The organism is Phaeobacter sp. JH20_02 (assembly GCF_048056915.1).
Classification (GTDB): domain Bacteria; phylum Pseudomonadota; class Alphaproteobacteria; order Rhodobacterales; family Rhodobacteraceae; genus Phaeobacter; species Phaeobacter bryozoorum.
The window spans coordinates 604891-617711 of the sequence record NZ_JAYMVP010000028.1 but is presented as its reverse complement, the minus strand read 5'-3'; the positions used below and the strand labels follow the sequence as shown (position 1 = coordinate 617711).

Sequence of the window (12821 nt, the reverse complement as noted above, 5' to 3'; positions counted from 1 at the left end):
CCCGGCCAGCGCGCCGACAAGCACCGGCACCAGCCGTCGCCTTCGGGCGCGCTGCGATATCGGCGCGGCTGCGGTCATGCGGTGCCGGGAACCGCCGTGGCGGCGGTATCGCCGACCCCGTCGCGCCGCGCCTTTGCCGAGGCCAGCGTGTCGCGCAGCTCCGCTTCCATCTTCTTCAGCTCCGCCTCGGCGGCGGCGCGCTTGGCCTTGCCCTCATCGGCGATCTGAAGGCTTTCCTGAATGGTGCCGATCAGATCCGCATTTGCCTGTTTCACCGCTTCGATATCAAAGACACCGCGCTCCATCTCCTGCCGGATCATCTTGTTGCTTTCGCGCAGATTGGCCGCGTTGGAGGTCAGCAGCTCATTGGTGAGGTCATTGGCATCGCGCACCGCCGCCGCCGCCTCGGCGGAGCGCTGGATGGTAACAGCCTGTGCCAGCTGGGTCTCCCAGAGCGGCACGGTATTGACCAGCGTCGAATTGATCTTGGTCACCAGCGATTTGTCATTCTCCTGCACCAGCCGGATCGACGGCAGCGACTGCATCGTCACCTGGCGCGTGAGCTTCAGATCATGCACCCGACGTTCCAGATCGTCGCGGGCCGCGCGCATGTCACGCAGCTCCTGCGCGCGCATCACCTGATCGGCCTCCGGTGCGGCGGCCACTGCCGCCTCCAGCGCCGGGATTTCCTTGCTGTCCAGTTCGGCCAGCTTGGCCTCACCTGCTGCAATATAGAGCGCCAGTTCGTCATAGAAGCTCAGCGTCTTGGCATAGAGCAGATCAAGCGACTTGATATCCTTCAGCAGCTGATGCTCATGGCCAAGCAGATTGTCGGTGATGCGGTCGATCTGGCCCTGCACATCCTCAAACCGAGCGGTGAACTTCGCAAAGGGCGCAGCGCGACCCAGCAGCCGCTCCCAGAAACTGCGCTTGCGGCGCACATCCAGTTCGGACACCGAAAAGCCCCGGATCGTGGTGACGATATTGCGCAGCGAATCGCCGGCAGGACCGACATCCTTGTTGCGCACATCGGTCAGCATGGCCTGGCTGATCTGTTGCAATTCAGCCTGCGCACCGGAGCCGAAGTTGATGATCGAGTTGCTGTCGGACATGTCGATCTGCGCCATGCGCGACTGGATGTCTGCACTGGTGGCGGCGTCGGCCTGATCCAGAGACTGGATTTCGGCCGTCGGCTCCGGCAATGCGATCGCGGTGATTTCGGAGATCAGCTGAGCCTCCTGGGCGGCTTTCGTCTGGGTCGTCTTGGACATGTCGAAGTTCCTTATGGCTGTGTCAGCGGGGGTCCAGGTGAACGCCCTCGCGCTGCAAACGGTCCCGCAGCACGTCGATTTCAACGGTCAGATCGGTGCGGTCCTCCAGCAGCATCTTGCGGGTGCGGGCGGCAAAGTTTTCCTCAAGGTCGCGCAGCAGCGCCAGATAATCCTCGCGCGACCGGGGGTCGCCACTGCGCGTATAGATATCGGCAAACTTGATCGTGGCGTCGCGCGCGCCCATCAGATAGACGGTCAGATAGCGCCGCGCGCCGGTCAGGTCGCGGGGGTCTTCCTCAACCGTGCGGAAGAGATCGCGCGCCACCTCCTGAAAGGCCTCAACCCGCTGTTCGACCTCGCGGTCACGGGCGCGCAGAGCAGCATCCTTCATGGCCGAGAGATAGGTTTCCGCCTCTTCGACGACACGGGCGACCCGGTCGCGCTGGAAATCGTCGATGCCCTCGGCGCCCTTGTCGCGCAGGGGATCAAGCCCAAAGGCCGCCAGATGCAGGCCGCTCGCCGCTGCGGCATAGATCAGCGCCGTCAGCGCGCCGGGGTCCTGCCGCCAGGCGGCAAACAGCGCGCCGACACCGCAGAGCAGCGCGGCGAGGATCTTTCGGGGCAGGGCAGGGCGACGGGCGACCTTGCGATCGTCATAAGCGGCCTCGGCCCTCAGCCCGTCGCGCAGCAGATAGGCCGATCCGGCCCATGTCGCGGCCGCAAGCAGCCCAAAGGCGAGACCGGCAGCCCCCGAAAAAACGGACATCAGCGCGACCAGACCGGCAGGCAGCGCCATCAGATTGGCGCGTGCTCCGACCGGATCGACGCGGGCATTGCGATAGCTGCCAGAACTGGAGCCCGCGCCGACCGACGCCGGTTCATCGGCGGCTTTCCGCTCTTGTTCGTCGGGACTGTATTTGCCGCCAAAACGCCGCGCCATGCCATCAGCCTCCGACCAGCCAGCCGGTTGCCAGACCGATCATCAGGATCAGCAAGGCCACAAAGGCGAGTTTCTGCACGTTTATTCCCCCGAGATGAGCGCTCCAAGCAATTGGAAACTTAGGATATGCAGCGCCATCTTGCTAGGGGGAAGTCTCAGGCCTTCGCCGCAGGGCCGTCTTTGGCGGTGGCTCAGCGCCGGGGCGGTTTGCCGCCACCGCGTGGGGCTGAACTGCGACCCGCATCACGGCCAGCTCCGCCGCCTGCGGGTTTGCCGCCGAATTTTCCGGTCGGTTTGCCTGTCGGCTTGCCCATCGGTTTTCCGGTCGGTTTGCCAGCTTGCTTGCCAGTCGGCTTGCCGGTCGGTCTGCCGCCCGGCGTCTCGGTGCTGCGACCCGCCGGTTTTCCGCCGGGCTTTCCGGCGAACCGGTCAGCGGGTTTGCCCTTGCCTGAAAACTGGCCGCCGGACGCGCCGCCAGGACCGGACCGGCCGGCGGGCCGGGCGCCTGAACGCTCTGCGGGTCTGTCGCCAGAGCGGTCCGAGCCTGCAAATGAACGGCCCGCCGGTTTTCCGGCAGGTTTTCCGACGGGCTTGCCGCCTGGTTTTGTCGCTGGTCTTGCGCCGGCTTTCGTCGCTGGCTTGCCCGCCGGTTTCGCGGCACCGGGGCGCTGTCGTACCGGGCGGCCTGGGCGCTTGGGCTTGTCGTCTTCCTCGGTCTCGGGACCGGTCAGACCCAGCTGATCGCGCACCACACGCGGACGCAGCTCCTCGACTTCGCCTGGCTTCAGATTGCCCAGCTGGAACGGCCCATACGACAGGCGCAGCAGGCGGTTTACGGTGAACCCGATATCCTCAATGGCGCGGCGGATCTCCCGGTTCTTGCCTTCGCGCAGGCCAATGGTCAGCCAGGCGTTTGCGCCCTGCTGACGATCCAGCGCGACCGTCATCGGTTGAAATCTCTCTCCCTCGATCACGAGCCCCTGACGCAGCGGTTCAAAATCGCTGTCCTTCGGTCGGCCGTTGATCCGCACCCGGTAGCGGCGCAGCCAGCCGGTCGACGGCAGCTCCAGCTGCCGCTTGATGCCGCCGTCATTGGTCAGCAGCAGCAGCCCCTCGGAGTTGAGGTCAAGCCTGCCGACCGTCATCACACGGGGCATGTCCTCGGGCAGCTCATCAAAGATGGTCCGGCGGTCCAGCTCGTCGCTGGTAGTGGTCACCAGCCCCGCTGGTTTGTGATACATCCACAGGCGCGGCGGCTCCGGATCCTGCATCGGCATGCCATCCACCACGATCCGGTCCTTGCCCAACACCACATTCAGCGCCGGGCTGTCGATGACCTTGCCGTTCACGGCGATACGCCCTTCGGCGATCATCTTTTCGGCCTCGCGCCGCGATGCAACACCGGCGCGCGACAGCACCTTTGCGATGCGGTCGCCGTCCGGGCTCTCGCCGGTTGCGGAGGGGGCGGTCGGTTTCTTGCTGGCGCGGGCTGGTTTCGCCGCTGCGGGGCGCTGGCCCTTGGGGGAGGATGGTGTTTTGCTCATACCTGAGGCCATAGATCATTCCGCGCGGTTGCGAAAGCTCCCATTCTGGGGCAGGGAGAGCTATGCCGTTTCGTTCTCATATGGATATTGCCCTTGCCGAGGCGCGCGCAGCCGCCGCGCGCGGCGAGGTGCCGGTAGGCGCCGTACTCATCGCGCCGGATGGCCGTGTCGTGGCACAGGCGGGCAATCGCACCCGCGAACTGAACGACCCCACCGCCCATGCCGAGGTGCTGGTGATCCGTGCGGCCTGCGCCGCCGCCGGTTCCGAGCGGTTGACCGGTCACGACCTTTACGTGACGCTGGAACCCTGCGCGATGTGCGCGGCGGCGATTGCTGCCGCCCGCATCGGGCGTGTTTACTACGGGGCGTCCGATCCGAAATCCGGTGGCGTCGCCCATGGTGCCTGCGTGTTCTCGCACCCGCAGGCTCATCACGCGCCCGAGGTTTACGATGGCATTAGCGCAGAGCCGGCCGAAACCCTGCTGAAGGAGTTCTTTGCGGCGCGTCGCGCCGGGGACGGTTGACCGCGCCGATTTCCTGCCCGTAGCGTGGCGGCGCGGCGGGCCAGCATATGAGCGGCCTGCACTGCCGAAAAGGGGGGCGAGTGATGAGCAAGGAATATCTGGCAGATGACGGGCAGCTGCGCTGTGGCTGGGCTGGATCCGCGCCCGAGTTTCTGGCCTATCACGATCAGGAATGGGGTTATCCGGTGGCAGATGATCGCCGCCTGTTTGAAAAGATCTGTCTGGAGAGCTTTCAATCCGGCCTGAGCTGGCGGACCATTCTGGCCAAGCGCGAGAACTTCCGCGCCGCCTTCCATGGTTTTGACTGGGACCGCGTGGCGGAATTTGGCCCGGCAGATGTGGAGCGCCTGTTGCAGGATGCAGGCATTGTCCGCCATCGCGGCAAGGTCGAGGCGGTGATCAACAATGCCCGGCGCGCGCAGGAGATGGTCAGGCAGGAGGGCTCGCTGGCGGCGTTTTTCTGGCGGTTTGAACCCGGTCCCGATGCGCAGGTGCCGCCGCAGACGGCCTCTATCACGCCGCAGTCCATCGCGCTGTCAAAAGAGCTGAAGAAACGGGGCTGGAAATTTGTCGGCCCCACCACCTGTTTTGCCTTCATGCAGGCGATGGGGCTGGTCAATGATCACGCGCAGCATTGCATCTGCCGCGCGCAGGCGGCCAGGGCGCGCGCCAGCTTTCAATCCCCGGCCTTATCCGGCGGCGAGTGATAAGGCCGCACGCGTGATCTTCGCGCTTTTGAGGTCAGCGCGCTACCAGGCTTTCGCGCGTGCCCGCGCCGCCCCGGCCGGGGCGGCGCCATGCCCAACGGGGCCGGATCTGCACCGCAGACCGGGGTCCGGGCGGGAGCCCTGTCGGCTAGACGTCGATCACGTCCAGAACCTGCGGCTCGATCACCGTCACATCCGGCAGCGCCTCGGCCAGTTTCTCCGCGCTCTGCTCAAGGATCGGGAACGTGCGGTAGTGGCAGGGTATCACGGTCTTGAAGTTGAAATACCGTGTCGCCGCATAGGCCGCCTGCGCCATATCCATGGTGAAATGCCCGCCCGCGCTCAGGATGCCGATGTCGGGTTTGTAGTAATCCCCCATCCAGTCCATATCGGCCATCAACCCGGTATCGCCCGAGATATAGAGCGTCTTGTTTTCACTCATCAGCATGTAGCCGACTTCGCTGCCCCCGGTGCGCAGCCCGTCCTGGGTGGCAAAGGTCGAGCTGTGCGAGGCAGGCACCATCGCCAGTTGCGGCCCGTCCAGATTGACGGTTCCGCCTTTGTTGAAGCCGATGGTGGTGACCTCCTCGGTCTCGCCCCAGATGCCCATCAGGTCATATTGCCCCACAATCGGCACATCCAGGCGTCGCGCCAGCGCCAGCACGTCGATCACATGGTCGAAATGCGCATGGGTCAGAATGATATGGGTGGCGCCGGTGATCGCGGCGTCATGCTGGTCCTCGGCGAGCATGGGATTGCCGGTGAGCCAGGGATCGACCAGCAGAACCTGCCCTGCGGTCTGGATGCGAAAACTGCCATGGCCCAACCAGATGATCTTCATGTTCTGTCTCCCTCAATACTGTTACGATCGGCCCCGCTGGCAAATCGTCTTGGCCTAAGCCTATCGCGCTTGGTGCAAAAATCCACTCGCCCGCGCTCCGTCACGCCGATTTCACCGGGGTTTCGCGCCGCCACAGGCTTGCGGCGGCGGCGGTGCGGCGGTAAATGCGTCCTAACACGAGATGAGGGTTTCCATGTCGATTGACCAAAGCACCGCCGCAAAAGTGGCCAAACTGGCCCGTATCAAGGTCGAAGAGGACGCGCTGCCAGCACTGGCGGATGAGTTCAACACCATCCTCGGCTTTATCGAGCAGCTGAACGAGGTGGATGTTGAGGGCGTCGAACCGATGACGTCGGTGACGCCGCAGCGCCTGAAACGCCGCGTCGACGAGGTGACCGATGGCAATCAGCAGGACAAGATCCTGGCCAATGCCCCCGATGCCCGCGAAGGGTTTTTTGCAGTGCCCAAGGTGGTTGAATAAGACATGACCGAACTCAATAAACTCACCCTGTCCGAAGCCCGTGACGCATTGCGCAAGGGCGAGACCACCTCTGTCGAGCTGACCGAGGCCTGCCTCAAGGCCATCGAGGCCGCAGATGCCCTGAACGCGTTTGTGCACAAGACACCCGAAATCGCGCTGGAGCGCGCCAAGGCAGCAGATGCACGGATCAAGGCGGGCGATGCGCCCGCCATGTGCGGCCTGCCGATCGGCATCAAGGATCTGTTCTGCACCAAAGGTGTCGCCAGCCAGGCCGCCTCCGGCATTCTGGAGGGTTTCAAGCCCGAATATGAATCCACCGTATCGCAGCAGCTGCAGGATGCAGGCGCTGTCATGCTGGGCAAGCTGAACATGGACGAATTCGCCATGGGCTCGTCCAATGAAACCTCCGTCTATGGTAACGCGGTCAGCCCCTGGCGGCGCGGCAATGATACTGCCGAGCTGACACCGGGCGGCTCCTCCGGCGGCTCCGCAGCGGCCGTGGCTGCGGATCTGTGCCTTGCGGCCACCGGCACCGACACTGGCGGCTCGATTCGCCAGCCGGCCGCCTTTACCGGGATCACTGGCATCAAGCCCACCTATGGGCGCTGCTCGCGCTGGGGGGTGGTGGCCTTTGCCTCCTCCCTGGATCAGGCGGGCCCGATGACCAAATCGGTGCGCGACGCGGCAATGATGCTTGAGGCGATGTGCGGCCACGACCCCAAGGACAGCACCAGCGCCGATCTGGCGGTGCCGAACTTCGAGGCGATGCTGACCGGCGATATCAAGGGCAAGAAAATCGGTATCCCGCGTGAATACCGCATGGATGGAATGCCCGGCGAAATCGAGAAACTCTGGTCCGAAGGCGCCGAGATGCTGCGTGCCGCCGGGGCCGAGATCGTCGATATCTCATTGCCGCACACCAAATACGCCCTGCCTGCCTATTACGTGATCGCCCCGGCCGAGGCCTCCTCCAACCTCGCGCGCTATGACGGTGTGCGCTATGGCCAGCGCGCGGCGCTGGAGGCGGGCGATGGCATTACCGAAATGTACGAAAAAACCCGCGCCGCAGGCTTCGGCCATGAGGTGCAGCGCCGCGTGATGGTGGGGACCTATGTTCTCTCGGCCGGTTTCTACGACGCCTATTACAACCGCGCCCGCAAGGTCCGCACCCTGATCAAGAAAGACTTCGAAGACGTCTTCGCCCAGGGCATTGACGCGATCCTGACCCCGGCGACACCTTCGGCCGCCTTCAGCCTCGGCGAAATGATCGACGCGGATCCGGTGCAGATGTATCTCAATGACGTCTTTACCGTCACCGTGAACCTCGCCGGTCTGCCCGGCATTTCGGTTCCGGCCGGTGTTGATGCGCAGGGCCTGCCGCTGGGGCTTCAGCTGATTGGCCGCCCCTGGGAAGAGGGCGATCTGCTGAATACGGCCTATGCGCTGGAAGGGGCCGCCGGTTTTGTGGCCAAGCCGGCCCAATGGTGGTAAACCCTGTCCTGATCTGAGCAGAACCAACAGGTGGTGATCATGCGTCTATTCCGGTCCATCTTGGCGACCAGCAGTCTTGTGCTGCTGGCCGCGTGCCAGCCTCCGGTGCCTGAAAGTGGCCCCGAGATCGGATTTGGCTCTAGCCCCTTTGACCGGGCACCGGCGACAGGCACCACGATTAATGGCGATCCGCTGGTGCCGCCGGTCCGCGTCGCAACCGAGAGCTTGCCGGGCAGCGCGCAGCCCGCCCCCCGCATCGCAGCCGCAGGCAGCAGTGCCGGATCCCTCGCACCCGCGACCGGCAGCAGCGACGATATTGCCCGCGAAACCGCCGCGGCCCTCGCGGCTGCACGCGGCAACTCGGGCACCGCACCGATCGAGGCCAGCCCGTCAAACCCGGCACCGGCCCTTGCGGGCAATCCGCGGATCTCCGACGAGAATGATTTCGATGCGGTCGCCTCGCGCCAAAGCATCGAAAGCGATGCCGAGCGTCTGGCCCGTCAGCGCGCCCAGTATCAGGTGGTCAGCCCCACCGCAGTGCCCGAACGCAGCGGCGACCGCGATCCCAATATCGTGCGCTATGCGCTCAGCACCTCCAACCCGCGTGGGCAGCGGATCTATTCACGCTCCGGCTTCAACCTGGCGGCCCGCTCCTCGCGCAACTGCGCCGGATTTGCCTCGCCGGAACTGGCCCAGATTGCCTTTCTCGAAGCGGGCGGCCCGAAACGTGACCGCCAGGCGCTTGATCCCGATGGGGACGGCTACGCCTGCGGCTGGGATCCAGCGCCCTATCGACTTGCGGTGCAGAACTGAGGCGGCTGGCGCCTCATGACACCTCCGCCGACCTCTGCTGACACCGGGACGGATGCCATCTGGCATCCCAGTCCCAATTTCAATGCGCGCCGCCATGATCTGACGCCGCATCTGGTTGTGCTGCATTACACCGCGATGGACAGTGCCGAGGCCGCATTGGAGCGGCTCTGCGACCCGCGGTACGAGGTGTCGGCCCATTACCTGATCGCCGCTGACGGACGGCTGTGGCAGATGGTCAGGGAGGCCGACCGCGCCTGGCATGCCGGCGCCGGGGAATGGTGCGGGCAGGAGGATATCAACTCCCGCTCGATCGGGATCGAATTGGACAACCGGGGCGATCATCCGTTTTCTGCAGCCCAGATGAACCGGCTGGAGGGGCTGCTGCGGGCTGTGCTGTTGCGCTGGCGGATCCCGGCCTCCGGTGTGATCGGGCATTCCTGCATGGCGCCGGGGCGCAAATGTGACCCGGGCGCCCGCTTTGACTGGGCGCGGCTGGCCAGACAGGGGCTGGCCAGCGCCGCGCCGGGTGCTGCGGCGCGGCCAGAGACCGACGTCGGGATGGACCGCTTTCGCGCTCTGGCGCGGCGGCGTGGCTTTACGGCGGATGTGGATGACGCCACCCTGCTGCAGGCGGTGCGCCTCAGATTCCGGCCATGGCAGACCGGTCCCTTGACCGACAGGGACGTCCTGTCGCTGCTGACCGATGCGTCCCGGGCAGAGGCCTGAGCGAGGCTCTGCCTCGCGCTCCGGGATATTTGACGCCAGAAGATAGAGAGCGTCCCGGCATCTTCTGGCGCAAATATCCTGGGGGTGAGCGCCGCAGGCGCGAGGGGGCAACGCCCCCGGTGCACTATCCGCTTGACCTTGGGCGCAGTAGTTTCTACGCCAACCCCTGCGCAGAGGGCCGGACGGCCGCGGGGGGCCGCAAGGCGTCGCGAGGAAAGTCCGGACTCTACAAAACAACGGTGCCGGGTAATGCCCGGGCAGAGCGATCTGACGGAGAGCGCCACAGAAAACAGACCGCCCATATGCGCCTGCCTGTCAGGTGATCCCATGTGGGTAAGGGTGAAACGGTGGGGTAAGAGCCCACCGCGCCGCTGGCAACAGGGGCGGCACGGCAAGCCCCACCGGGAGCAATGCCAAATAGGACCCCCGCGCGGGCCGGTCGGCGTCAGCCGATACCGCCGCTAGGCATGTTTTGGCCAAGAGGGGTCGGGTTGGCAGCTGGAGGTGCGCAGCAATGTGCATCCTAGATGAATGGTCGTCGAAGGGGCCCTGGCCCTGGAACAAAATCCGGCTTACAGGCCCTCTGCGCAAAATATCCCCTCGAATCCTATTGACTCGCGGGGTGGTGCAGGTAAAAGCGCACGCTCATATAGGAATTTACCGAGAGGCCCCTGCCTTTTCGGACGCAGGAGAATACCATGGCGAAGCCGACCACAATCAAGATCCGCCTGAACTCGACCGCGGGCACGGGCCACTTCTACGTGACCAAGAAAAACGCACGCACCATGACCGAGAAAATGGTTGTGCGTAAGTACGACCCGGTCGTGCGCAAGCACGTTGAATACAAAGAAGGCAAAATCAAATAAGCCTCTTGGTGTTGCGCTGCCTCCGGCCGCGACACCGCCCCCGATATTCGGGACAGTAGATCAGAAGGGTCGCACCAGGGTGCGGCCCTTTTTCGTGTGGCCGCGCTGTTGCCTGACTGACCGGGCGCCACTGACCGGGCGCCGCTGGCCGGGCTGCCGGTCGCGCGCATTTTATGAAAATTCGGTAAATGAAAACACCGACGGTGCGCCGGATCGGCCCGAAAATGCCACATTTGGCCGTCACATATGTCCTGGGATGTGGGTGAGAGAGTGGGTCCGGGATGCAGCGCCAGAAGCGCGCGGTTTCGGAAGTTCACAGCACCACAGGTCGGCTCGGGGGAGCGACCATGACAGGAGGCGACGGTGGGGTCGCCTCCTGTTTTTCGTTGTGGCCGCAGATTAGCCGCGCCACTCGGCCATGACCATCACAGGCAGCAGGCCCATACGCTGCATCAGCGCCGCAGAGGCGGTGTTGAAGGAGGCGTAAGTGGTGGCGATCACCGGAACGCCCTTGGCCGCCACAGAACGCTTCATATCGGTGATCAGCGCGGTTGCGACACCCATGCGCTGCCAGCTCTTGGCGACGGCGACATGGTGCAGCATGGCGCGGGTCTCGGCCCTGCGGACGGGGAGGGCAGGGCGCTCCTCGATGCCATAGATGACATAGCCCATGATCCGCCCCTGCGGGCTGACGGCGGCGCGGGCGGTCAGGCTTGGCTCGCTCAGCCATGTCTCAAGCCAGCGGGCCAGCGCTGCACCATCAGGATCGGCCGGGTAGCGGTCAGGCTGGTGGGTGACATGCAGCGCGTGCAGCTCTTGCAGCAGCGGGACAATGCGGTGCGCCTCTTTTGGGGCGATATCAATCAATCTCATCGGTGTCTCAAATTCGTTGCGTGACATGTCCCGGCCGCAACCGCAGCGCGGGCAAAGAAAAAGGGCGGATCGTGATGATCCGCCCCGGTCTTGGTTGGCTCTGGAAGGAGACGCGTTATTCGCGGTTTCCAAGCAGCTGGAGCAGCATCATGAACATGTTGATGAAGTCCAGATAGAGGCTCAGTGCGCCCATGATCGCGGATTTCGCCAGCCATTCCTGGTCGCCCATATGGGCGTGCTGGAGATAGTCATTCTTGATCCGCTGGGTGTCATAGGCGGTGAGGCCCGCAAAGATCAGCACGCCGATCACCGAGATCGCAAAGGCCATTGCCGACGACGCCAGGAAAATGTTGACGATAGACGCCACGATCAGGCCGATCAGGCCCATGATCAGGAAGGCGCCCATGCCGGAGAGGTCTTTCTTGGTGGTGTAACCCACCAGCGACAGGCCCGCAAAGGCGATGGAGGTGATCAGGAACACCTGCACGATGCTTTCGCCGGTGAACACCAGGAAGATCGAGCTGATCGACAAGCCCATCACGGTGGCGAAGACGTAGAACAGCAGCTGGACGCCCGCGGCCGACATGCGGTTCGCGGCGGCGCCGATGCCAAACACAAAGGCCAGCGGGGCAAACATGATCACCCACTTCAGCGGCGAGGCGTAAAGCGCATAGCCGATGCTGGTCAGGTATTTATCGGCACTCAGCTGGGCTGCGGCATTGGCCGGATCGGAGGTCACCGCCAGGCCGGAGATGGCCCAGGCAGCCAGAAATGTAATGAATGTGCCCACGGCCATGGTGCCGTAGACCTTGTTCATATGGGCGCGCAGGCCCGCATCGATCTCCGCAGAGCGTGCGCCCGCTGTGGACCGGATGGTGTCAAACTGTGCCATGTATCATGGTCTCCGTCTTTAAACTCCCTCGCGCAGGTTTCCTGCTGCGTGCAGAGACCTGGCGTTCCTCGCAAATATCGGGTGAAGCGGGGCGCGGTTCAAGGCCGTAGACCGAAGTTTCGGTGGAATTATCGACAAAAAACCTGGGATGTTTGGCGAGGGCTTGCACAGAACCAGACCAAAGTGTTCCGGATCCGGGTCCGCGCCCCCTCTGAGATCGCCCTGAGGCAGTTTTCACAACTTGGGCGTGCGGTTCTGTTGGTGCTGTCTAGGCGACCCTGTTGCAGGCTAACATATGAACCCACAAAAGACGCACAAAGATTCCATCTTCACGGCATCGCCACAGGTGGCCGCCGGTTGTGCGTCGGCGACACCTCCGGTGACGGTCCCAGAGAGTTCCTTGTCTCCCAACCTTGATCCGGGGGGCAGACTGTTGGGGGTGCAAAAGGCCCGCAGCGCGGACCTCTTTGTTGTCTTCTGTCGGGTGGCGGCTGCGAGCAGCTGGCGCCGGGTCTAGCGCCGCCAGCTGCTCGGCGCGTCCCAGATCGGGCGGCGGGCCTCTGCCTGGGCTTCGGTCTTGCTGATGCCCATGTCGTCCAACGCGCTTTGATCAAGCGTGGCCAGCATCCGGCGTTCGCGCCAGATGGCGAGGCGTTGGGCAACGGTTGCGAGGAACGAGCGGCGGGGCGCGCAGGTGCAGTTGCGCAGGCTGTTGTCCATATAGGTCATGATTTTTGTCCTTTTCTGGAACTCTGATGAGGTTGCAGTGTCTGATCAATTCTATTGATGTATATGGCGGAGTGTGATTGATATGAAAAACGAATGTTTATGATTTAAACCATCAGGGATTGT

The 12821-nt window shown here is 64.0% G+C and carries 14 protein-coding genes and 1 other RNA gene; 8 read left to right on the top strand and 7 right to left on the bottom strand.

The window, feature by feature from the left end:
- Positions 1 to 74: 74 nt before the first annotated feature.
- The 3 genes from VWY34_RS17050 to VWY34_RS17040 all read right to left on the bottom strand — a co-directional run bounded on the left by VWY34_RS17050 (position 75) and on the right by VWY34_RS17040 (position 3755).
- Complete coding sequence (locus tag VWY34_RS17050; RefSeq protein WP_416535086.1) at positions 75 to 1271, bottom strand: toxic anion resistance protein; 1197 nt, start codon at positions 1269 to 1271, stop codon at positions 75 to 77.
- Between the two features lie 22 nt (positions 1272 to 1293).
- Positions 1294 to 2211 (bottom strand): 5-bromo-4-chloroindolyl phosphate hydrolysis family protein, encoded by a 918-nt coding sequence (locus tag VWY34_RS17045; protein WP_416546368.1) that lies wholly within the window; start codon positions 2209 to 2211, stop codon positions 1294 to 1296.
- A 191-nt stretch (positions 2212 to 2402) separates the two neighbouring features.
- The gene (locus VWY34_RS17040; RefSeq protein WP_416546366.1) at positions 2403 to 3755 is read right to left on the bottom strand and encodes a pseudouridine synthase; all 1353 of its coding nucleotides are present in this window, start codon (positions 3753 to 3755) and stop codon (positions 2403 to 2405) included.
- A 62-nt stretch (positions 3756 to 3817) separates the two neighbouring features.
- Here VWY34_RS17040 and VWY34_RS17035 point away from each other — a divergent pair, with 62 nt between their 5' ends.
- Together VWY34_RS17035 and VWY34_RS17030 are read left to right on the top strand one after the other, a co-directional pair.
- Positions 3818 to 4279 carry a nucleoside deaminase gene (locus VWY34_RS17035; protein ID WP_340546073.1) on the top strand — a complete coding sequence of 154 codons (462 nt, stop codon included), beginning with the start codon at positions 3818 to 3820 and terminating at the stop codon, positions 4277 to 4279.
- 83 nt (positions 4280 to 4362) lie between these two features.
- Positions 4363 to 4986, top strand: a complete 624-nt coding sequence (locus VWY34_RS17030) for a DNA-3-methyladenine glycosylase I (protein WP_416546364.1) — start codon at positions 4363 to 4365, stop codon at positions 4984 to 4986.
- A gap of 148 nt (positions 4987 to 5134) precedes the next feature.
- On the opposite strand, the gene VWY34_RS17025 is transcribed toward VWY34_RS17030, so the two are convergent.
- Positions 5135 to 5827, bottom strand: a complete 693-nt coding sequence (locus tag VWY34_RS17025) for a metal-dependent hydrolase (protein ID WP_416546362.1) — start codon at positions 5825 to 5827, stop codon at positions 5135 to 5137.
- A 193-nt stretch (positions 5828 to 6020) separates the two neighbouring features.
- On the opposite strand from VWY34_RS17025, the gene gatC reads away from it, so the two are divergent.
- From gatC to rpmG, 6 genes are all read left to right on the top strand, one after another.
- A complete protein-coding gene (gene gatC / locus VWY34_RS17020; RefSeq protein WP_008561736.1) occupies positions 6021 to 6308 on the top strand; it encodes an Asp-tRNA(Asn)/Glu-tRNA(Gln) amidotransferase subunit GatC in 288 nt (95 codons plus the stop codon).
- A 3-nt stretch (positions 6309 to 6311) separates the two neighbouring features.
- Entirely contained in the window at positions 6312 to 7799 is a 1488-nt protein-coding gene (gatA, locus tag VWY34_RS17015; protein ID WP_416546360.1) for an Asp-tRNA(Asn)/Glu-tRNA(Gln) amidotransferase subunit GatA, read from the top strand.
- Between the two features lie 39 nt (positions 7800 to 7838).
- The gene (locus tag VWY34_RS17010) at positions 7839 to 8612 is read left to right on the top strand and encodes a hypothetical protein (protein ID WP_416546358.1); all 774 of its coding nucleotides are present in this window, start codon (positions 7839 to 7841) and stop codon (positions 8610 to 8612) included.
- Between the two features lie 15 nt (positions 8613 to 8627).
- Positions 8628 to 9338: an N-acetylmuramoyl-L-alanine amidase gene (locus tag VWY34_RS17005; RefSeq protein ID WP_416546356.1), complete on the top strand. Its 711-nt coding sequence runs from the start codon at positions 8628 to 8630 to the stop codon at positions 9336 to 9338.
- A gap of 170 nt (positions 9339 to 9508) precedes the next feature.
- Positions 9509 to 9929: RNase P RNA component class A (gene rnpB / locus VWY34_RS17000), an RNA gene on the top strand.
- Between the two features lie 107 nt (positions 9930 to 10036).
- Positions 10037 to 10204, top strand: a complete 168-nt coding sequence (rpmG, locus tag VWY34_RS16995; protein ID WP_007814563.1) for a 50S ribosomal protein L33 — start codon at positions 10037 to 10039, stop codon at positions 10202 to 10204.
- Between the two features lie 399 nt (positions 10205 to 10603).
- Here the strand turns inward: rpmG and VWY34_RS16990 are convergent, their stop codons facing one another.
- From VWY34_RS16990 to VWY34_RS16980, 3 genes are all read right to left on the bottom strand, one after another.
- Positions 10604 to 11077 (bottom strand): GNAT family N-acetyltransferase, encoded by a 474-nt coding sequence (locus tag VWY34_RS16990; RefSeq protein ID WP_416546355.1) that lies wholly within the window; start codon positions 11075 to 11077, stop codon positions 10604 to 10606.
- Between the two features lie 115 nt (positions 11078 to 11192).
- On the bottom strand, positions 11193 to 11969 hold the full coding sequence (locus tag VWY34_RS16985; protein WP_340546067.1) for a Bax inhibitor-1 family protein: 777 nt from the start codon (positions 11967 to 11969) through the stop codon (positions 11193 to 11195).
- A 513-nt stretch (positions 11970 to 12482) separates the two neighbouring features.
- Entirely contained in the window at positions 12483 to 12698 is a 216-nt protein-coding gene (locus VWY34_RS16980) for a DUF1127 domain-containing protein (protein ID WP_416546353.1), read from the bottom strand.
- Between the last annotated feature and the right edge of the window lie 123 nt (positions 12699 to 12821).